This window comes from Polynucleobacter sp. AP-Feld-500C-C5 (assembly GCF_018882265.1).
GTDB lineage: Bacteria > Pseudomonadota > Gammaproteobacteria > Burkholderiales > Burkholderiaceae > Polynucleobacter.
Window position 1 is genome coordinate 97,494 of sequence record NZ_JACVOW010000022.1, and the last position, 19,621, is coordinate 117,114.

19 protein-coding genes and 2 tRNA genes are annotated in these 19,621 nt (G+C 45.9%); 8 read left to right on the forward strand and 13 right to left on the reverse strand.

Annotated elements, in window-relative coordinates:
- Positions 1–3 precede the first annotated feature (3 nt).
- The 5 genes from ICN21_RS06855 to ICN21_RS06875 all read right to left on the reverse strand — a co-directional run bounded on the left by ICN21_RS06855 (position 4) and on the right by ICN21_RS06875 (position 3,698).
- On the reverse strand, positions 4–630 hold the full coding sequence (locus ICN21_RS06855) for a membrane integrity-associated transporter subunit PqiC (RefSeq protein ID WP_216127430.1): 627 nt from the start codon (positions 628–630) through the stop codon (positions 4–6).
- Complete coding sequence (locus tag ICN21_RS06860; protein WP_216177800.1) at positions 627–1,559, reverse strand: MlaD family protein; 933 nt, start codon at positions 1,557–1,559, stop codon at positions 627–629. Before ICN21_RS06860 ends, ICN21_RS06855 begins: the two co-directional genes overlap by 4 nt.
- On the reverse strand, positions 1,556–2,341 hold the full coding sequence (locus ICN21_RS06865; protein ID WP_215296926.1) for an ABC transporter ATP-binding protein: 786 nt from the start codon (positions 2,339–2,341) through the stop codon (positions 1,556–1,558). The genes ICN21_RS06860 and ICN21_RS06865 overlap by 4 nt, the downstream gene beginning before the upstream one ends.
- Positions 2,341–3,531, reverse strand: coding sequence for an ABC transporter permease (locus ICN21_RS06870; RefSeq protein ID WP_216177802.1), 1,191 nt, complete (start codon positions 3,529–3,531; stop codon positions 2,341–2,343). The genes ICN21_RS06865 and ICN21_RS06870 overlap by 1 nt, the downstream gene beginning before the upstream one ends.
- A 90-nt stretch (positions 3,532–3,621) precedes the next feature.
- Positions 3,622–3,698 (reverse strand) — tRNA-Arg (locus ICN21_RS06875).
- Between the two features lie 18 nt (positions 3,699–3,716).
- On the opposite strand from ICN21_RS06875, the gene greB reads away from it, so the two are divergent.
- Positions 3,717–4,217 carry a transcription elongation factor GreB gene (greB, locus tag ICN21_RS06880; protein ID WP_216177803.1) on the forward strand — a complete coding sequence of 167 codons (501 nt, stop codon included), beginning with the start codon at positions 3,717–3,719 and terminating at the stop codon, positions 4,215–4,217.
- Between the two features lie 9 nt (positions 4,218–4,226).
- On the opposite strand, the gene ICN21_RS06885 is transcribed toward greB, so the two are convergent.
- From ICN21_RS06885 to ICN21_RS06900, 4 genes are read right to left on the reverse strand one after another with little or no spacing between them, the layout of a single operon-like run.
- Entirely contained in the window at positions 4,227–6,641 is a 2,415-nt protein-coding gene (locus tag ICN21_RS06885) for a RelA/SpoT family protein (RefSeq protein WP_216177804.1), read from the reverse strand.
- A 15-nt stretch (positions 6,642–6,656) separates the two neighbouring features.
- Complete coding sequence (rpoZ, locus tag ICN21_RS06890; protein WP_011902918.1) at positions 6,657–6,860, reverse strand: DNA-directed RNA polymerase subunit omega; 204 nt, start codon at positions 6,858–6,860, stop codon at positions 6,657–6,659.
- 44 nt (positions 6,861–6,904) lie between these two features.
- Entirely contained in the window at positions 6,905–7,543 is a 639-nt protein-coding gene (gmk, locus tag ICN21_RS06895) for a guanylate kinase (RefSeq protein ID WP_216127420.1), read from the reverse strand.
- 30 nt (positions 7,544–7,573) lie between these two features.
- Positions 7,574–8,503, reverse strand: a complete 930-nt coding sequence (locus ICN21_RS06900) for a YicC/YloC family endoribonuclease (RefSeq protein ID WP_216177805.1) — start codon at positions 8,501–8,503, stop codon at positions 7,574–7,576.
- 42 nt (positions 8,504–8,545) lie between these two features.
- On the opposite strand from ICN21_RS06900, the gene rph reads away from it, so the two are divergent.
- Genes rph through hemW form a run of 3 tightly spaced genes read left to right on the forward strand, consistent with a single transcriptional unit; the run spans position 8,546 to position 11,089 of the window.
- Positions 8,546–9,286: a ribonuclease PH gene (rph, locus tag ICN21_RS06905; RefSeq protein ID WP_216177806.1), complete on the forward strand. Its 741-nt coding sequence runs from the start codon at positions 8,546–8,548 to the stop codon at positions 9,284–9,286.
- A 20-nt stretch (positions 9,287–9,306) separates the two neighbouring features.
- Positions 9,307–9,906, forward strand: coding sequence for an RdgB/HAM1 family non-canonical purine NTP pyrophosphatase (rdgB, locus tag ICN21_RS06910; RefSeq protein ID WP_216177994.1), 600 nt, complete (start codon positions 9,307–9,309; stop codon positions 9,904–9,906).
- The gene (gene hemW / locus ICN21_RS06915; protein WP_216177807.1) at positions 9,899–11,089 is read left to right on the forward strand and encodes a radical SAM family heme chaperone HemW; all 1,191 of its coding nucleotides are present in this window, start codon (positions 9,899–9,901) and stop codon (positions 11,087–11,089) included. Before rdgB ends, hemW begins: the two co-directional genes overlap by 8 nt.
- A gap of 30 nt (positions 11,090–11,119) precedes the next feature.
- Here hemW and ICN21_RS06920 read toward each other — a convergent pair whose 3' ends face one another.
- Both ICN21_RS06920 and ICN21_RS06925 read right to left on the reverse strand, forming a co-directional pair.
- On the reverse strand, positions 11,120–11,917 hold the full coding sequence (locus tag ICN21_RS06920; RefSeq protein WP_216177809.1) for an enoyl-CoA hydratase/isomerase family protein: 798 nt from the start codon (positions 11,915–11,917) through the stop codon (positions 11,120–11,122).
- A gap of 9 nt (positions 11,918–11,926) precedes the next feature.
- The gene (locus ICN21_RS06925) at positions 11,927–12,910 is read right to left on the reverse strand and encodes a tripartite tricarboxylate transporter substrate binding protein (protein WP_216177811.1); all 984 of its coding nucleotides are present in this window, start codon (positions 12,908–12,910) and stop codon (positions 11,927–11,929) included.
- 75 nt (positions 12,911–12,985) lie between these two features.
- Here ICN21_RS06925 and ICN21_RS06930 point away from each other — a divergent pair, with 75 nt between their 5' ends.
- Both ICN21_RS06930 and ICN21_RS06935 read left to right on the forward strand, forming a co-directional pair.
- Entirely contained in the window at positions 12,986–14,212 is a 1,227-nt protein-coding gene (locus ICN21_RS06930; protein ID WP_216177812.1) for a CaiB/BaiF CoA-transferase family protein, read from the forward strand.
- Positions 14,213–14,239: 27 nt separating this feature from the next.
- On the forward strand, positions 14,240–15,178 hold the full coding sequence (locus ICN21_RS06935) for a hypothetical protein (RefSeq protein ID WP_370624072.1): 939 nt from the start codon (positions 14,240–14,242) through the stop codon (positions 15,176–15,178).
- Positions 15,179–15,218: 40 nt separating this feature from the next.
- Here the strand turns inward: ICN21_RS06935 and ICN21_RS06940 are convergent.
- Positions 15,219–15,308, reverse strand: a tRNA-Ser gene (locus ICN21_RS06940).
- Between the two features lie 34 nt (positions 15,309–15,342).
- Positions 15,343–16,488 carry an NAD(P)/FAD-dependent oxidoreductase gene (locus ICN21_RS06945; RefSeq protein ID WP_216177813.1) on the reverse strand — a complete coding sequence of 382 codons (1,146 nt, stop codon included), beginning with the start codon at positions 16,486–16,488 and terminating at the stop codon, positions 15,343–15,345.
- A 150-nt stretch (positions 16,489–16,638) separates the two neighbouring features.
- Here ICN21_RS06945 and pgi point away from each other — a divergent pair, with 150 nt between their 5' ends.
- Together pgi and ICN21_RS06955 are read left to right on the forward strand one after the other, a co-directional pair.
- Entirely contained in the window at positions 16,639–18,171 is a 1,533-nt protein-coding gene (gene pgi, locus ICN21_RS06950; protein ID WP_216177814.1) for a glucose-6-phosphate isomerase, read from the forward strand.
- Between the two features lie 50 nt (positions 18,172–18,221).
- On the forward strand, positions 18,222–19,619 hold the full coding sequence (locus ICN21_RS06955; protein ID WP_216177815.1) for a phosphomannomutase/phosphoglucomutase: 1,398 nt from the start codon (positions 18,222–18,224) through the stop codon (positions 19,617–19,619).
- Positions 19,620–19,621: the final 2 nt, after the last annotated feature.

Consider the following 19,621-nt stretch of genomic DNA (forward strand, 5'->3'; position numbering starts at 1 on the left):
AACTTACTGTCCTATCGGTTTCGGTAGTTTGCCAGCATATTGATAGAGCTGTTCTTCGTACTGTTTGAAAATTTCAGCAAGGGCTTGTTGCTGACCCAATACAAGCGCTTCAGGAGTATTGTCTTTGAGAGGAATGCGCTTGGTGTAGCGATTTGCACCAATCAAGGGATTGGTTTTACTGCCATTGATTACAGTCAAAAAGAATTCCACGCTAACTACTGCTTCAGGTCTTACACGATAGTCGCCATAAAACTCGTTCACACTCGTTTGTAATGTGTAGTACGGGAAAAAACTATTGCCCTGTCCTACTGCTGCAGCAAAAATATTGGCATTGTTAAGCCATTGACGTTCGGCATTACCGATCATCTCCGATGGAATGGTTGAGTAAATATTGTAAAAATCTTTCTCATAGCGCTGATCACCCAAACGATAAACCAAAGACTTGCCATCATATGGAGCAGCAACAGAGACTGCCCCTACTTTAAGCCAAAAATCTGTTCTAGCCTGACGTGGTACACCAGTTCTCTCGGGCGAAACCATCCAGCTAGTGGGAGTGACAGGAGCCCTACTTGGTAAAGAACAAGCAGTTAGGCTAAGGGCAACAGCAATCAGAAAAATGCGCTTCATCATTTTTGAACTCCAGACTGGCCTTGAGTCCCATTCATGGGTAAGGAAATTTTTGCGGGAGGCTCGCCCCATATCAAGCTTGACGGTGATTGACTGGCAATGCGAGAAAACTCATTTAGCTGCTCGCTAGTCTGCTTGAGATTCTCAATAGTCAATTGCGTATCACCCTGCATGCTGGTAACTGTTTGGCGTAAGGCAACCATGGTTCCCACTAACTCACGCATGAGGATATTAAGCTCATCCTTATCGGTCACCTTAGCAATCCGCTCAAGGATCACGTTCATGTCTTTCACAGAGCGGACTAATCCTTGATTATCTTTACCGTCACCCGCCATTAATGTATTGAGATTACCTAACAGAGCGTCAAATTTTTGTTGTGTACCATCAATATTGATCTGGTTCATGGCATCAATCAGCTTTTGAATACCACCAATGATTTGATCTGCCTGGTTAGGCAAAGACGGAATTACAGGATACTCTGGCTTCCATTTGTAAGGCAAAGGCGGGAATGTGTCTACGTTTGGCGTGAAATTAAATTCAATGTAGTTCACACCAGTAATGCCTTGCGACTTTACCTGGGCACGTAAACTGTTTTTGACAAACTCCTTAATCAGATCCTCGTTGACCATTTCACCAAAGATCTGCATGCGGACGACGACATATTGCAGGCGATCATGAAAAGGCACTTCCTTTTCATAAAGATCTCCAGATAAACCAATAAAAGTAACCTGGCCGATCTTAACCCCTCTAAATCTCACTGGAGCACCAGTATCCAGACCTGTTACCGACTGTTTAATATAAGTCTCAATGATGAAAGACTTTTTGAAAATTTGGCCTGAACCAAAAATCAAAATCACGGTGAGGAGCACGCCGATGGCGCCAAGCACAAAAACGCCTAAGCGGAAATAATTAGGATTGGAGTTATTACTCATGCTGCGTCCTTAGTCGTAATGCGATTAAAGAATTGATGCACGCGAGGATCGGTGCTGGTATCACGTAATACTTTTGGGTCACCTTCGGCAATGATGCCTTTCGCGGCTTTATCCAGCATGATCACCTTATCTGCAATGGCATAAATACTAGCCAATTCATGCGATACGATAACAAAGGTAATGCCAAGGTTTTTAGATAGATCCATAATAGTTTGATCTAAGTCCGCCGAAGTAATTGGATCGAGACCGGCTGAGGGCTCATCCAAAAAAAGTATCTTAGGGTCGAGTGCCATAGCTCGTGCGATCGCTGCTCGCTTTTGCATGCCGCCACTAATCTCACTAGGCATGTAAGCCTCATAAGGCAGTAATCCAACCAAATCTAATTTACACCGCGCCAAAAGATTCATTTGGTCTTGCGTTAATTGGGTATATTCCTGCATGAATAATGTGACGTTATCAAGCAGGTTCATTGAACCAAATAAAGCGCCTTGTTGATACATCACCCCAAAGCTCGTCATGATTTTTTGGCGATCAGCACCCTGCGCTGCAGTGATATTTTGCCCTTCAATCAACACGTCACCTGACAAGGGCTGATATAAACCAAAGAGATTCTTAAGAAGACTAGATTTGCCGCAGCCTGAGCCACCCAAAATCACAAAAATCTCGCCGTTATTCACGGTGAAGTTGAGATCTTTCATTAATACGTTAGAGCCATAGCCGACGGTCAGGTTTTGGACATCAATAGCATAAGAGCTCTTTGAAGTGGTCGCTGGTGCGTTCATCAGAAACCTGTCTTATACGAGATAAAAGCAAAAATACCGTCAACCAAGACGATCATCACAATACTACTCACTACCGCGCGCGTGGCTGAGATACCAACTGCTGCTGCACCAGTGCCTGTTTGCATGCCCCGCAGACATCCCATCGCAGAGACCACCACACCAAATAAAGTAGCCTTAATCAGTCCTGAAAGAATATCTTCTACATCAATGGCGCTCAACATGCCATTATAAAAATTAATAAAGGGGATGCCATATATCAACATCGTTAACATCGACGCAAAGATGCTCACGATATCGGCAAAGAGTGTCAATATCGGCGCGACTAAAATACCAGCGAGTACTCTTGGAACTACCAAGAAACGAATTGGACTGAGTCCACCCGATACCAAAGCATCGACTTCGCTATTGACTGTCATCGTGCCAATCTCAGCAGCAAATGCTGCAGAGGATCGACCTGCTAACAAGATTGCGGTGATTAAAGGACCCATTTCACGGACGATTCCCAATGCCGCCAAGGGACCTACAAAAGAGGTAGCGCCAAACTGTTCCATGCCAATCGCAGCCTGAAAAGAAAGGATGACACCAATCAGGAAGGCCACCAGCCCCACAATAGGTAGCGCAGCAACACCCGCCTCAACAGCAGCATTTACAAAATCGCCCCAGCGCACTTGTTTGATATGACGTATGGACCAAACTAAATCAGCAGCAAGGTGACCAGTAAAAGTGATGAGCCCACGTGCATCATCAATAATATTTTGTGCAGCGATACCAGTGCTAACAATGAAACTTCGTTTTGGCTTAACTACTGGAACTGGAAATAAATGAGAGATCGGATCAAACTCATTGAGCAGCGGTTGGTAACGAGAGTCTAATCCGACTAAATCAAACTGTGCACCGGCTTTTTTTTGCACCTCTTCAATTCCAATCAAAAAAGCAATGCCCGCACCATCTAAGGAGATTACTTGTGATGCATCAAAGGTCAATGTTGCCGTTTTGATATTGGCTTGAGAGATTTGCGCTAACCAAGCGTTTTGCGCCGAGCGCATCTGAGTCCATACACCACCTAAGCTATAGACATTGACTATGCCACTAAGCACAATCTTGGCACAAGAAGAATCAATTTGTGACCAGACTGCCACTGGAGTGCTGGATGCTACAGAAACAGTGGAAATAGTGTCAGAAACGCTCATTTAGAGACTATAAGGTATCTAGAGGAAAGCTTTGTGAATTGCGCCAAAATGAAAAAGGGCCCAGTTTTTCAACTAGGCCCCTATATGAGGTGGTGCGGCTGGCAGGAATTGAACCCACGACCCCTTGGTTCGTAGCCAAGTACTCTATCCAGCTGAGCTACAGCCGCAACAGCCATAATTATGCCATGGAAGAGAAGAACTACATTACCCCAGCCGGTCATGAGCGGATCAAAGCCGAGCTATTGCAGCTCTTAAACCTTGATAGGCCGGAGGTTGTTAAGGTGGTCCACTGGGCAGCAAGTAACGGCGACCGCTCAGAAAACGGGGACTATATCTATGGAAAAAAGCGACTACGGGAGATCGATCGGCGGATTCGTTTCTTAAATAAACGACTTGAATTTGCCGTAGTAGTCGACAATTCTGCTCGAAAATCCGGTGATGCGGATGCCGAACAGATTTTCTTTGGAGCAAGCGTGACGTACTCACCGCTGGAAGGTAAAGATGTCGGCAAAGAAACTACGATCACCATCGTTGGTATTGATGAAGTTGATTTAGAGAAAAATCATGTCAGTTGGGTTTCGCCGATTGCTAAGGCACTGATTAAAGCCAGGCTTGGTGACTCTGTCTCGATTCAAACACCTAATGGTCCTACTGAAATAGAAATCCTAGACGTGCAATATCTCTAGGTGAACTTTTTAAAGTGCGCGAGTACGGGTAACGCGCATGACATCAGGATTAGCCCGTAAACTGCGCATGACTTTAGATAAGTGCAGTCGATCATAAACTTGGATCGTAAAGCGAATGGTGACCGAGTCTTCCTTGAAGCGATCATCCATAGATACATTCATGATGTTGGAATCTGCAGAAGTCACGCTACTAGCCACCCGGGCCAATACCCCCTTACCTTGGAGCGTATCAATTGCTAAGTCAACCTCAAACTCCCGATTGAGTTCTTTACTCCACTCGACTTCCACCCACTTATCACCGTCTTTAGATAGCATCCGTAAGGCAATAGGACAGTCATTAATATGCACTTGTAAACCTTCGCCTTTGCCAAGGTAACCAATAATATTGTCGCCAGGAATAGGATGGCAGCAGGATTGAAAACTAATCGAGTTACCTTCGCGACCATCGACTAGGATTGCTTGAAGCTGATGATGGTGTGTTTCTTGATGGGGGGCCACCCAATCTAACGCACCAAGACGCATCTGCTCGCCGCCACCCTCGTCATCAGCCAAGATTTTGAGACGAATCGCCAGCTCTTGGGGTGAGCGACGACCCAAAGCAATATTGACGCAGGCTTCCTCACGTGTTTTATCGCCTGTCCAATGCATGAGCTTCTCCCAAACCTCAGGACTCAGCAATCCAGCATCTACTCCTTGTTGACGCAAACTATTTGCAAGCAATCTTTCGCCCAACTGGAGAGATTCTGAGTAGTGCTTAGTTTTGAGTGAATGGCGAATCGAAGCACGCGCTTTACCGGTACGAACAAATGCTAACCAACCTGGATTAGGTTGAGAATTGGCTGAGGTCACCACCTCAATGATGTCGCCATTCTTAAGTTCACTTCGTAGTGGTAATTGCAAGCCATTGATTTTGACTGCTACACAAGTATTGCCTACATCGCTATGAATAGAGTAAGCAAAGTCTAAGGCAGTTGCACCCCGCGGGAGCGCACGAATTTGCCCTTTTGGTGTGAATACATAAACTGCATCAGGGAATAAATCAATCTTGACGTGTTCTAAGAATTCTTGAGAGTCGCCGCTACTATCCTGAATATCAATCAAGGACTGTAACCATTGGTGAGCGCGATTTTGTACCTCGCTCATATCGGGAGAGCCGTCTTTATAAGCCCAGTGAGCCGCGACACCTGCTTCTGCTACAGCATGCATATCGGTTGTACGTATCTGAAACTCTACTGGTACACCAGATGGGCCGAGTAAGGTGGTATGCAAAGATTGATAGCCATTCAATTTTGGAATCGCAATGTAATCCTTGAATTTGCCAGGCATGGGCTTATATAGCGAATGTAGGATTCCGAGCGCGCGATAACACTCGTCAATACTGCTCACAGTGACACGGAATGCATAGACATCTAAAACTTGCGAGAAGCTCACATGCTTACTACGCATCTTGTTATAGATACTATATAAAGTCTTCTCACGGCCTCGAAGATCAACGTCTAAGTTTGCTTTTGCAAAAGCCATACGAGAGGTCTGCAAAATCTTTTCAACCATTTCTTTACGGTTACCTCGGGCACGTTTAACAGCACCCTCAATGACACGAAAGCGCATCGGCATGGAATAACGAAAGCTAAGATCTTGCAAATCTCGATAGATAATATTTAAACCAAGACGGTGAGCAATCGGCGCATAAATCTCAATGGTCTCAGCGGCTACCCTGCGGCGCTTTTCCATCGGTACAGCGTCTAGGGTGCGCATATTGTGGGTGCGGTCGGCCAACTTCACCAAAATCACACGGACATCGCGCGCCATCGCCATGAACATTTTACGGAAACTCTCCGCTTGCGCTTCTGCATGACTCTGAAACTCGAGCTTATCGAGTTTGGTAAGACCTTCAACCAGCTCTGCAACTTTGGTGCCAAACTTTTCCACCAGATCTGCTTTAGTACTACCCGTATCTTCAATCACATCATGCAAGAGCGCAGCCATGATCGAGGGCGCATCTAAACGCCATGTAGCACAAAGCTCTGCTACCGCTACTGGATGAGTAATGTATGGCTCACCACTATGACGGTATTGACCTAAGTGAGCCGCATCAGAAAACTGAAAGGCTTTTTTAACTTGCGTGATTTCTTCAGGCTTGAGATAACTCAACTTAGAGAGCAGACCCTCAATCGATACTACTTGATGCTTTAGAGGAAGACTCGGTGCCGAAGTAGGCCCGAATAAATGGCGGCTAGATTGCGCCAATAAACTCGCTATAACGGACTTCTTACCGTTTTGATTGCTGGCAATAATGGGTGTATCTGATGGGGTACTTAAAAGATCTACAGGAAGATCAGTTTGCACTACCCCTAAGGAGACCTCATTGGGCGAGACCCCTCCTACTAATTCCGATGTCTTGGTCGTTCCTAAAGGGAGCTCCACACCGGAACTCCTTTATTACAAAGGAACTTTGGTCAACATGTCACGGTCAGTTACACCAGCGGCTACTTCACGCAAAGCAACAACCGTAGCTTTATCTCTGGACTCAACACGTGGGGAGTGACCTTGAACTAATTGACGTGCGCGATAGGTCGCAGCCAATACCAGTTCAAAACGATTAGGAATGGTTTTAAGGCAATCTTCTACAGTAATACGGGCCATGCTGAACTCACTTAATTTAGCTTCAATACCTATAGGATAACTGATTAGACCCCAAGGCGCCTTAAAAGAGCTGGATTTCGAGCCATACTGGGTCCAGAACGAAGGCGACTGGAGGCCAAAATATGCTTTAGGTCCATCAGGGCCTGGTCAAAAGAATCATTCACCACAATGTAATCTGCCTCGTGGGCATGCATCAGCTCTATATGCGCTGCTGCTAAACGTCTCTGAATCGTCGCTTCATCATCTTGCCCTCTTTTGCGTAAACGCTCTTCTAAAGCTTCTATCGAGGGAGGGAAAATAAAGATCCACTGTACAGAGGGAATCAGTTTTCGAATCTGTTGCGCCCCCTGCCAATCAATCTCCAGCATGACATCGCTACCAGCTTGCATTTGAGATTCAATCCAAGGTTTTGAAGTTCCATAAAAATGGCCATGCACTTCTGCCCATTCTAAAAAGTGACCTTGATCTCTTTCAGCAATGAACTCTTCTTTAGTAGCAAATCGATAATCTTTACCGTCGACTTCACCAGACCTTGGTGCGCGGGTTGTAGTGGATAAAGAAAGCTTGAGACCTGCATCTTCTTTTAGTAGGGCATTCACTAAAGATGACTTGCCTGCGCCAGAGGGCGCAACAATCATCAACATGCTGCCTTGATAAGAAGGGGTCAAAATAGAATTAGTCATCAATCAATGGAGTAGATTACGAATTATTCACTATTCTAGGTTTTGCACTTGCTCGCGCATTTGCTCAATCAACAGTTTGAGCTCTAAAGCAGCTTGGGTGCATTCCTCCGAAACAGACTTAGAGCTTAAGGTATTGGCCTCACGATTAAGTTCTTGCATCAGAAAATCCAAACGCTTACCAACCGGACCTTTACCAGCCAAAGCAGTATCAACTGCTTGCAGATGAGTCTTGAGTCTTGCAAACTCTTCAGCAATATCAATTCGCACCGCATAGAGAACGACCTCTTGTCGAATACGCTCCATGAGCTGAGTACCAGACTTAGCTTGTTCTTGGGCAGCTAATGCTTCAGATAGGCGTTCGGTTAGCTTTTTTTGATACTGAGAAACGTATTCTGGAACCTTGGGTTCAATTACCTTCACGATCTCGCGCATCTTGCTAGTGATATTGGTTAGCACACCAACCAGCGCTTTACCTTCAGAGTTGCGACTTTCTATCAGCGCCTCTAAGGCAGCACGACCCGCCTCCACCGTTGCAGCAATCCAACCTTCTTCTTCACCTCGTGGCTCTGAAACAATGCCTGGCCAACGCAGGACTTCGGCAATACTAAGCCCTTGGGCTTTCGGAAATGCTTCCTGGGCTTTCTCTTGGAGGGTGTAGAGTGCATCCAGGCGATCTTGCTGAAGCGCCCCTAGCGCATGAGGATTACTCTTAGCCGCACCAGCAGCACCGCTATTGACTCGCCATGCTGCCCGAAACTCTACCTTGCCCCGAGAAAGACTATGGGTCGCCATTTCTCGTAAGGCAGGTTCAGCTCCTCGGCACTCATCCGGAAGACGAAAGCCTAAATCCAGAAAGCGGCTGTTTACAGCCCGACATTCCACCTGCAGATCAGCCACAACGCCAGCCCCTAAGGAGACTTGGCGAGAAGCGCTACCATAACCAGTCATGCTCGATATCATATGGACATTGTAGATTCTTTATAGCCACTTTAGGACAAACCCATGAGCAGCCCAAATTCAGCCAATATCTCTCGTCCCAGCGGTCGTAAGCCCAAAGACTTGCGCCCTGTCACGATCTCTAGAAGCTTTACCAAGCATGCTGAAGGTTCTGTGCTGATTGCCTTTGGTGATACCAAGGTTTTGTGTACTGCCAGCATTCTCGATAAAGTGCCGCCCCACAAACGTGGCTCAGGTGAAGGCTGGGTCACTGCGGAGTACGGCATGCTGCCTCGATCCACTCATACTCGCAGCGATCGTGAAGCAGCTCGTGGCAAACAATCGGGTCGTACTCAAGAAATCCAGCGTCTCATCGGTCGCGCCATGCGCAGTATCTTTAATTTAGAAATCTTGGGTGAACGTACCATCCATTTAGATTGCGATGTTTTGCAAGCCGATGGTGGTACCCGTACCGCTTCTATCACTGGCGCTTATGTAGCTGCGCGTGATGCCGTCAATCAATTACTCAAAAGTGGTGCACTCACTCAAGACCCCATCATCGATAGCGTAGCCGCAATTTCCGTTGGCATCTATCAAGGCGTTCCCGTCTTGGATTTAGATTACCCAGAGGATTCTTCTTGTGATACCGATATGAATGTGGTCATGACCGGTAAAGGCGGCATGATTGAGGTACAAGGTACTGCAGAGGGCGCAGCATTCTCTAGAAGTGAACTGACTGCCCTATTAGATTTAGCGGAGCAAGGCATTCAAGAGCTGACTCAATTACAGATTGATGCATTGAAATGAATAGAGAATAAACAAGCATGATCCAAAAGCTGGTTCTCGCGTCCAATAACGCTGGCAAGGTACGGGAGTTTCAGGCACTTCTTGCACCCTTAAATTTCCAAGTCATTCCCCAAGGCGAATTGGGTATCCCCTCTGCAGAGGAACCTCATCACACTTTTATAGAGAATGCGCTTGCTAAAGCACGTCACGCTAGCGCAGCTAGCGGTCTGCCGGCATTGGCTGATGACTCTGGCATTTGCGCACATGCATTAAATGGTCAACCTGGCGTTTTATCAGCGCGTTTCGCTGGAGAGCCAGCGAATGATGCTGCTAATAATCAAAAGTTAATTCAGGAATTAAAGGGGCAAATCAATCGCGGCGCACATTATGTTTGCGCTTTAGTATTTGTCATCAGCGCTGATGATCCAGAACCCATGATCTTACAAACGCGGTGGTATGGAACATTAATTGACGATCCAAAAGGTACTAATGGCTTTGGCTATGATCCGTATTTCTTTCTGCCAGAATTAGGCCTTACAGCCGCAGAGTTGGAACCCGAGAAGAAGAATGCCATTAGCCATCGTGGTCAAGCCTTGCGCGAGCTGATTATTCAATTGCAGACTCGATCTAGTCGTGCCTAAGTTGCAAGCCAATGCTGTTTCGCTAACAGCACTTCCTCCTTTATCCCTCTATATCCACTTCCCTTGGTGTGAAAAGAAGTGTCCTTATTGTGATTTCAACTCCCATCAGATTAAAGAAGCGACCGGTAATAAGTCTGGCTTTGATGAGCAGCGCTACATCAAAGCATTGATTGCTGATCTAGAAACTGAGCTTCCCAATATATGGGGTCGACAAGTACACAGTATTTTTATTGGTGGTGGTACACCCAGCCTCTTATCACCCGAAGGTATGGACGAATTACTCTCTGCCATTCGTGCTCGCATCAATTTAGATGCAGATGCTGAGATCACGATGGAGGCCAATCCTGGATCAATTGAGGCTAATAAGTTTGCCGCTTTTGCGAAGTGTGGCATCAACCGAGTATCTATAGGTATACAAAGTTTTCAAGATGAGCAACTCAAGGCTTTGGGGCGCATACACAATGGCGAAGAAGCTAAACGGGCTATTCAGATTGCTTTAGATAACTTCAAATCGGTCAACCTAGACCTGATGTATGGCTTACCCAATCAAAGTCTCGAGGCTGCAAAGGCTGACGTAGAGACTGCCCTATCCTTCAAGACACCTCATTTATCTTTTTACAATCTCACACTAGAGCCTAATACTTACTTCGCTAGCTTTCCGCCAAAGCTACCCAATGATGATGAAATTGATGCCATCTTTGAACAGAATCTCGATCTACTAACGAAGGCTGGCTACAAGCGCTACGAAGTTTCTGCTTATGCTAAGAAGGATCAAGAGTGCAAACACAATCTCAATTATTGGCGCTTTGGTGACTACATTGGCATTGGTGCTGGCGCCCATGGAAAAATTTCTTTCCTAGGCAAAATTACCCGTCAAGTAAGAGAGCGTCATCCAGATACCTATATGTCTGCCATGGAAGACAAAGGCAATGCCTTGATTGAATCCAAGGAGATTGAGACTAAAGATCTACCTTTTGAATTTATGCTCAACACCCTGCGCTTGACCGATGGTGTTGACACCAATACCTTTAGTGAGCGCACTGGTCTGCCTTTAAGCGTCATTAGCAAAGGCTTAGCCGAAGCAAGCAAAAAAGGCTTGTTGGATGAGAACCCCAGCAAGCTCAAAGCCACAGCATTAGGCTTGCGCTACTTAAATAATCTGCAAGAGGTATTTTTAGATTGAGCTGATTTGCTCATCTGACTTACATTCTAATTACTTGCCAACCCAAATTGGTGGCTCACCCTTTAAAAACGAAGCGACGCCGTTTTTGAAATCATCGCTGCCGTAAGTTTCACGAATCAGGTCTTGGCAGTCTGGAAGATGATTGGCAATAATCCTGGCCATCGCGAGCTTGCTGGCTTTTTGCGTAATCGGAGCGAGTTTAGATAGGCGCTCAGCTAAAATGTCTGCTTCATTGCCAAGCCGATCAGCATCATGCGTAGCCAGCAAGTAACCCTGAGCATGCAACTCCCTAGCCGAAACCATCTCAGCCAAGAGAAGCATGCGCCTAACAATATTCATACCCATATGAGCGGCTAACCAGGCGATATTGCCGGGATAAAGACAATTACCAAGAGTTCTAGCAATGGGAACACCAAACTTGGCATCTGGCGTGGAGATCCTAAAATCACAGCAAGTCGCAATTGCTAGGCCACCGCCGACTGCCATGCCATCAATTACAGCAATGGTTGGGATCGGAAGTAATGCTAAGGGGTTGAGATAGTCATGTATTGCCTCTTCATATCGAATACCATCTTCCCCATCTTTAAAGCTAGTGAATTGAGCGATGTCACTACCCGAGACAAAAGACTTACCGCCTGCACCCCGAAAGATAGCAACACGAATGCTTGGATTCATGGCAAGATCCCCACAGATTGTTTTGAGACTTTGGTACATCTCAACCGTCATCGCATTGCGCGCAGCGACATGATCAAAGGTAATGTACGCAATCTTGTCGCGCAACTCGATAGTGACTTGTGCGACCTTAGCATCCAGCTCTTTTTGTGTCATGCGTGAAACTTATTCAGCCTTGATGTTCAGGCTCTTGACCAAACGTTGGTACTTAGCAAGCTCAGCTGTTAAAAAGAGGCTAAATGCTGCCGGTGTTACTGGGCCTTCAGGTTGCAAGCCTTGCGAATCCAATGTTTTCTTAATTTGAGGATCAGCCATCGCCGCTTTAACAGCCTGGTCAATCTTATTCACAACTACTGGATCCATTCCTTTTGGCGCCATGATGGAATACCAGTTAGTCACATCAAAACCAGTGATGCCAACCTCGTTGAAAGTTGGAACATTGGGAAGAAACGATAAACGCTTGGGTGTTGAGATTGCCAAGGCTTTTAGGCTACCGTCTTTAATTTGCTGTAAGTTCGGCGGTAAAGTGTCAAAGTTCATCGTGATTTGACCGCCGAGTAAATCAATAATGGCTTGGCCACTGCCTTTGTATGGCACATGATTGATCTGAATACCTGCAATCTTTCCAAACAAAGCACCAGCTAAGTGCTGAGTACTGCCAATACCAGAGGAGCCGTAAGTCATTTGACCTGGGTTGGCTTTAGCTAATGAGATGAGCTGCGCTACTGAGTTCACCGGCAATGAAGACTTCACGACTAAAACGTTTGGTACATAACCGAGATAGGTAATTGGCGTGAAATCTGTCGCTGGGTTGTATGGCACATTAGTCAATACAAATGGTGCGATTGCATTGGAATTGGAATGCCCCACTAACAAGGTATAGCCATCCGGAGTAGATTTAGCGATCTGGTCTGCAGCAATCGTTCCCGCAGCACCTGATTTGTTTTCCACAATCACACTCTGACCAAGGATCTCACTCATTTTTGGGGCAATGGCACGAGCGACAATATCAGTGCCGCCACCAGGAGCAAAACCGACAATCAAGCGAATCGGTTTTGTTGGAAAGGATGCTTGTGCAAGAGCGAGCCATGAATAAGCTCCTAGCGCTAATGCCACTAAGCTACGAAGCGCCAAGGGTTTCAGGAACATAATGCCTCCAATATTGTTTTAATGTGTTTGATACTATTAGAACTTCATTCTAAACATATATAAACCATCGAGACAATGACGAAAACACCTACGAAAGCAGGCACTAAACCCCTCCCCCTATCTGGAGTGAGAGTGCTGGATGTGAGCCAAGTGATGGCTGGCCCCTACTGCTGCATGCTCTTGGCTGACTTGGGCGCTGATGTCATCAAGATTGAACCACCGGGCACTGGTGATCAAACTCGTGGTGCCATGGGATTTAAGATGAAAGGCTCAGATAGCATGGGCTTTCTGAACATGAATCGTAATAAACGCAGTCTTACCCTCAATCTCAAAACAGAAGCAGGGAAAAAAGTATTCTTTGAGCTTGTTAAAACTGCCGATATCTTAGTAGAAAACTATCGACCCGGCGTGATGAAAAAACTCGGGATTGACTACCCCGCGCTGCAAAAGATGAATCCCGGCTTGGTCTATGCCAGCATCTCTGGCTTTGGACAAACAGGACCCTGGGCAGATCGTCCTGGTTTTGATTTGATGGCGCAAGCCATGTCTGGCGTAATGAGTGTTACCGGCTACCCCGATGGTCCGCCGGTTAAGGCGGGCGTGCCAGTAGCTGATATCGGTTGCGCTCTGTTTGCGGTTTATGGAATTTTGTCTGCCTATATTGGCAAAACCAAATCGGGTGAGGGGCAATTTATTGACGCCTCCCTATTCGATTCTGCATTAGCGTTTTCCATTTGGGATACGGCGCAATACTGGGGAACGGGTGTTGAGCCCTATAAATTGGGCACAGCCAATCATATGAGTGCTCCTTACCAAGCCATGAAAGCCTCTGATGGCTACTTCGTGATGGGTGCCACTAATCAAAAACTCTGGAAGCTTCTTTGTGAAAAGATTGGACGCTCAGAACTCTTTGAGGATGAGCGCTTTAAAACCAATCCTCTACGCTTAGCCAATCGTCTTGAGTTGGCTGCTGAACTTGAAAAAACATTTATCAGTAAAACGAGTGATGAATGGGTGGGTGCTTTATTAGCTGCAGGCATTCCAGCGGGTCCGATCAATACTTATCCGCAGGCCTTTAATAGCGAGCATGGTCGCCATCGTAATATGCGCATGGAAATTGATCACCCAATTGAAGGCAAGGTTCCTAATATTGGTTTTGCAGTCAAGCTGATGGGTACGCCGCAACAAGTTCATAAGCATCCCCCTTTATTGGGTGAACATACTAGTGAATTATTAGCAGAGCTGGGTATTACTGGTGATGAACTCAAGGTGCTCGAAGCTGGCGGGGCATTTAAACCATAGATTGTGGTGTTTTATATTTACCCATCAGTGAAACATTTATATTTATTAGCCCTATATCTTTTGTGCATCACGCATCCCGTGAATGCTCAGACACCCCTTCAGGATGCGGGCACCAACTATTTAAAAAAGCGTGCAGATGCTTTGATGACGATCACTGGATACTCGCTGACACCAGATGTCACCACAGGAAATCTAAAAATCAATTCAAGCAGCAGTGGTAGATCTGACTTACAAATGACTTCACTAGGCGGAGGAGATCGTATTGGCGCCAATTTCCCACTCTATATAGAAGGAACAATAGCATTCAATCGCTATAACCCAACATTTACTGACGGGGTTGGCAATAGCTCTGTGAACATACCCATGTATTGGAATAGCATCACTGGAACAGGCGGTATCGGCTGGGACTTCCCTATTACAGATCAATTACGTTTTAGGCCCATAGCTAATGTCATGCTTGGACATTTAGAAAGTGATGCTTCTATTGCCACACGTTATATAAATAATAATCGTGACATCAATTTACAGTTTATTAATAGTGGTCGGATGAACTCCTATGGACTAGGAGGATCGGTAATGCTTGATTATGAGAACTACAAACCTGATCAAGAAATTGATATCGAATTGCGTTACACCAATATTGGCATCCAAACTTTTGATAGCTCCACCGCAGTTCAAGGATCCGCCGATTCACAAAGTCTATCGTTTTGGGCACGCAGCAGAATTCCCACGCCTTTTATGGCACTAGACAGACCGCTCAGAGCAGTTTTTGAAGTAGCCAATACTCAATTTTTAGGCGATTTACGTGGAACACTCGGATTTAGCTCGCTGTCGTCTCTCGGAACTGGTATTGAGCTGGATCGAAGTGCATCAGATCCCATATTCAGCAGGATACGTCTTGTATTCCGCTACCAGTTCGGCCTGAATGTGAGAGGCACTTCAATTGGCTTGGCAGCCAGTTTCTAAATCAAAAAAGGGCTACTGAGCCCCTTTTCATTTGATATTTTGGCGGAAGAGGTGAGATTCGAACTCACGGAGGACTTTCATCCTCGCCAGTTTTCAAGACTGGTGCATTCAACCGCTCTGCCACTCTTCCATTCGCTGGAATCAGATTTGATTCAAGCCCCATATTATAAAGACTTTTTGATTTGCTCTTCTAAATGCTTCGCAATAGCAAGGCTAGATGTGAGCCCTGGGGACTCAAAGCCATATAGGTTGTAGAGCCCATGCAGGCCATGGTCTTGCGGACTATTGAAGCAAAAGTCTCCTGCTGGAGTATTAGCAGGAACAATTTTGGCTCTTACCCCAGAGTAATCAGGTTGCAAGGAACCATCTTTAAGGTCTGGCCAATAGCGTCTCACAGCCTCATAGAAGCCCTCTCCTCGCTTTGGGTTAACGGTGTAATCAATTTGCTCTTCAGCATCAATATCCAACCATTCCACATCAGGCCCAAACTTGGCTTGGCCAGCCATATCTAAAGTCAGATGAACTCCTAAACCTCCAGGCTCAGGAATGGGATAAATCAAATGCGTGAATGGCGATTTACCAGATAAAGAAAAGTAGTTACCTTTTGCAAAATAGGCTTTAGGTATTTGCTCTTGCATGAGTCCTTCAATTTTGTGAGCTACTGCTGGCGCACTCATACCGGCGCAATTGATGAGTAACTTTGTCTGAATTCTCATACTATCAGCGCCATCGGCAGCACCAACAAGTAATTCATATCCACCTTCCGCATTTTTGCCAACAGGCTTAACGCTTATTAATGGTGATTGATAAGCGACCATGCCACCCGCATCTTCAAAGCCACCCAGCAGCGAGAGCATATAACCATGGCTATCGACAATACCCGTAGTTGCAGACAAAATCGCTGCCACACATCTGAGCTTGGGCTCTAGCGCTATTGCCTCGTTACCTGAAATCATTTTGATCTCTGGTACGCCATTATTTTGGGCTTTGTAGAGAATCGCTTGCAAGTCATCAATCTGTGTTTCATCAGCAGCGACAATGAGCTTGCCGTAGGGCTGAGTGGCTACTTGATGACTGCGGCAATAGTCATAGAGCAGGCGATTCCCCTCTACACAAAGTTTGGCTTTGAGTGAGTCTTTGGGATAGTAGATGCCAGCATGAATCACCTCGCTATTTCGGGCGCTGCTGATAGTGCCAAACGCACTTTCGCGCTCAAGCAAGATGGTCTCTCGACCTTGAAGTGCCATTTCACGGGCGACAGCGAGTCCGACAACACCAGCACCCACTACAACACAATCAACCTGCTCCATCCATCCCCGCCTATATTCGTTTTGTCTATTTACTTACTTGCTGATCTATTTATCTCTATTTATGACTATTTGATGACACACAATATACCGAAATCCTAACATTTTCAGTGTTTTAGGGGTTCTTGACCCCCTTATTGATAAAATCAAGATATGTCTTCAAAGCCAGATTCGAACAACGTGCACAGTGCTCAAAACCTCCACGGCAGCATACCGAATGGAGCGCACACTGCAGTCGATGTTGTTTTAGATACGGCCTATCAAGGGATTGATTCTGATAATTGGTCTGATCTATTTAAGCTAGCGCGTAAGTCTAAGCTTCCAGAATTTATCGCTGATATGTTCGCTGGCAAGCATATCAACCAAAGCGAAGATCGCCCCGCTCTGCATTCAGCACTGCGCAACTTTTCAAAATCGCCAGTTATCTTAGACGGACAAGATGTCATGCCTGCCGTGACGGATGTTTGGCGAAGGATTGAAGCGCTCTGCAATAAATGGGTTGGTGTTACCGATGTTATTCACATTGGTATTGGTGGTTCAGACTTTGGACCACGCTTGGCCATTGAAGCACTAGCCCATGTGCCCGACATTGAGAGTCGTGGCATGCGGATGCATTTTCTAGCCAATATTGATACCGCTGAATTAGCCCGAATTCTGGATCGCGCACAACCCAATAGCACTCGCGTGATTATTGTTTCAAAGTCCTTTACGACCCTAGAGACCACCATGAATGCCAAGGCAGTAGTCGCTTGGTTGAAAGATAACAACTGCACAAAAGGTCAGATTGCTAAAGCCTTATTTGCGGTAACTGCTAATGTACCTGCTGCCAAAGAGTTTGGTATAGCAGATGATCATATCTTTCCATTCTGGGATTGGGTTGGCGGCCGTTACTCTGTTTGGTCAGCAGTAGGCTTACCCATTGCCTTGCAATATGGCTTTAAGACCTTTGAGGAATTTTTGGCTGGTGCACATGCAATGGATTTGCATTTTAAGAATGCACCCCTAGAAAATAATCTACCCGTCATCATGGCGCTAGCTTTACTGTATCAACAAGAAAAGCATGGTATTAAAGCGTATGCCGCCATTCCCTATGCAGATGCTTTAGATTGGTTTCCGAAATGGTTGCAACAACTGGACATGGAAAGCAATGGCAAGAGTGTTGGTAAAGATGGCAAGCCAGTGAAAAATTCTTCACCAGTAGTATTTGGTAGTGCGGGTAGCAATGCGCAACACTCCTACTTCCAGCTATTCCACCAAGGCCCTGAAATCATTCCGATTGATTTTATTGCTGTACGCAAACCCATGAGCGCTCGACCTGAGTCCGAAGCGCATCATCGTATTTTGTTATCGAACTGCTTGGCTCAGGCTCAGGCTTTAGCGCACGGCAAGACTGATAACAATCCAAATAATGTTTATCCAGGTAAGCGCCCAAGCAACTTACTACTACTGCCTGAACTCAATGCTTTCTATTTAGGTGCATTACTAGCCTTGTACGAGAACCGTGCTGCTACTTTGGGTGCGCTCTGGAATATCAATAGCTTTGATCAACCTGGTGTTGAGTATGGGAAGGTGTTGGCAAAGCCAATTGAAAAAGCATTAGCGAGTGGCTCAGACCAAGTTGTTGCCAATGAGAGTGTGGATGCTATCACTGCCGAGCGCATTAATTTCCTGAATTCAAATTCTTAATTTTTTTATTTATTTTGCGCCCAGCGCTTCCTTTCATTTAAGGGTGTTTCATGCAACTCTCTCCATCTATCTTTAAGGCTTATGACATTCGCGGCATCATCAATGAAACCCTAGATCCATCGATTGCCAAACTCATTGGTCAAGCCTTTGGTACTGAGATGCGCGAGCTTGGCGAGACGGAAATTGTGATTGGTCGTGATGGTCGCTTATCTGGACCGAGCCTGATTGAAGCCTTAACTGAAGGTCTACTCCCCACTGGCATTAACGTGATTGATCTGGGTATGGTTGCTACCCCAATGGTCTACTTCGGTGCGAATCAAATCCTTGATGGTAAACAGCCCAAGTCCGGCATCATGATTACCGGCAGCCATAATCCACCAAACTACAACGGCTTCAAAATGGTTCTAGGTGGTGCTGCGATTTATGGGGATCAGATTCAGGCCTTGCGTAAACGTATTGAAGCCAAACAATTTGCTGCTGACGAATCTAATAAACTCGGCACTCGCAGTAGCTTTGATATTTTCCCGATGTATCTCAAGTACATCGTAGGTGATGTCAAAATTTCACGCCCGATGAAAATTGCCGTCGATTGCGGTAATGGCGTGGGCGGTGCGTTTGCTGGCAAACTCTTTAGGGCTCTCGGTTGCGAAGTACAAGAGCTGTTTTGTGAAGTCGATGGTCATTTTCCCAATCATCACCCTGACCCAGCACATCTTGAGAATCTTCAGGACCTGATTAAAAATTTGCAAAACACGGATAACGAATTAGGTCTTGCCTTTGATGGTGACGCTGATCGTTTAGGTGTTGTGACTAAAGATGGCCAAGTGATTTTTCCAGATCGTCAAATGATGCTTTTTGCTAAGGATGTTCTCTCTAGAAATCCTGGCGGTCAGATTATTTATGACGTGAAATGTACGCGTAACTTAGCCACCTGGGTTAAGCAGCATGGTGGCGAACCCTTGATGTGGAAAACCGGTCACTCTTTAGTGAAGGCCAAGCTTAAAGAAACTGGTGCACCCCTTGCTGGTGAAATGTCGGGTCACATCTTCTTTAAGGACCGTTGGTTTGGTTTTGATGATGGTCTCTATACAGCTGCTCGTCTTTTAGAAATCCTCTCTAAAGAAAAAGATCCTAGCAAGACGCTCAATGAACTGCCTAATGCTATTTGCACTCCAGAACTACAGCTCGCTTGTGCAGAGGGTGAGCCATTTACTTTGCTAGACAGCATTAAAGCCAATGCTAAGTTCCCCAGCTCTCAATCGATTAATACGATTGATGGTGTGCGCGTGGAATATGCCGACGGCTTTGGCTTAGCAAGACCCTCCAATACCACTCCAGTGGTCGTGATGCGCTTTGAAGCAGATAGTGAAGAAGCGATTAAGCGTATTCAGGCAGAGTTTAAAGCTGTTCTGTTGGCTGCCAAGCCAGATGCGAAGTTGCCGTTTTAGTG

Bases quoted from the DNA above. Each gene is read 5' to 3' on its own strand.
- ICN21_RS06855 (WP_216127430.1), bottom strand. From the start codon at position 630: ATGATGAAGCGCATTTTTCTGATTGCTGTTGCCCTTAGCCTAACTGCT.
- ICN21_RS06860 (WP_216177800.1), bottom strand. From the start codon at position 1,559: ATGAGTAATAACTCCAATCCTAATTATTTCCGCTTAGGCGTTTTTGTG.
- ICN21_RS06865 (WP_215296926.1), bottom strand. From the start codon at position 2,341: ATGAACGCACCAGCGACCACTTCAAAGAGCTCTTATGCTATTGATGTC.
- ICN21_RS06870 (WP_216177802.1), bottom strand. From the start codon at position 3,531: ATGAGCGTTTCTGACACTATTTCCACTGTTTCTGTAGCATCCAGCACT.
- greB (WP_216177803.1), top strand. From the start codon at position 3,717: ATGGAAGAGAAGAACTACATTACCCCAGCCGGTCATGAGCGGATCAAA.
- rpoZ (WP_011902918.1), bottom strand. From the start codon at position 6,860: ATGGCCCGTATTACTGTAGAAGATTGCCTTAAAACCATTCCTAATCGT.
- gmk (WP_216127420.1), bottom strand. From the start codon at position 7,543: ATGACTAATTCTATTTTGACCCCTTCTTATCAAGGCAGCATGTTGATG.
- ICN21_RS06900 (WP_216177805.1), bottom strand. From the start codon at position 8,503: ATGATATCGAGCATGACTGGTTATGGTAGCGCTTCTCGCCAAGTCTCC.
- rph (WP_216177806.1), top strand. From the start codon at position 8,546: ATGAGCAGCCCAAATTCAGCCAATATCTCTCGTCCCAGCGGTCGTAAG.
- ICN21_RS06920 (WP_216177809.1), bottom strand. From the start codon at position 11,917: ATGACACAAAAAGAGCTGGATGCTAAGGTCGCACAAGTCACTATCGAG.
- ICN21_RS06925 (WP_216177811.1), bottom strand. From the start codon at position 12,910: ATGTTCCTGAAACCCTTGGCGCTTCGTAGCTTAGTGGCATTAGCGCTA.
- ICN21_RS06930 (WP_216177812.1), top strand. From the start codon at position 12,986: ATGACGAAAACACCTACGAAAGCAGGCACTAAACCCCTCCCCCTATCT.
- ICN21_RS06945 (WP_216177813.1), bottom strand. From the start codon at position 16,488: ATGGAGCAGGTTGATTGTGTTGTAGTGGGTGCTGGTGTTGTCGGACTC.
- pgi (WP_216177814.1), top strand. From the start codon at position 16,639: ATGTCTTCAAAGCCAGATTCGAACAACGTGCACAGTGCTCAAAACCTC.
- ICN21_RS06955 (WP_216177815.1), top strand. From the start codon at position 18,222: ATGCAACTCTCTCCATCTATCTTTAAGGCTTATGACATTCGCGGCATC.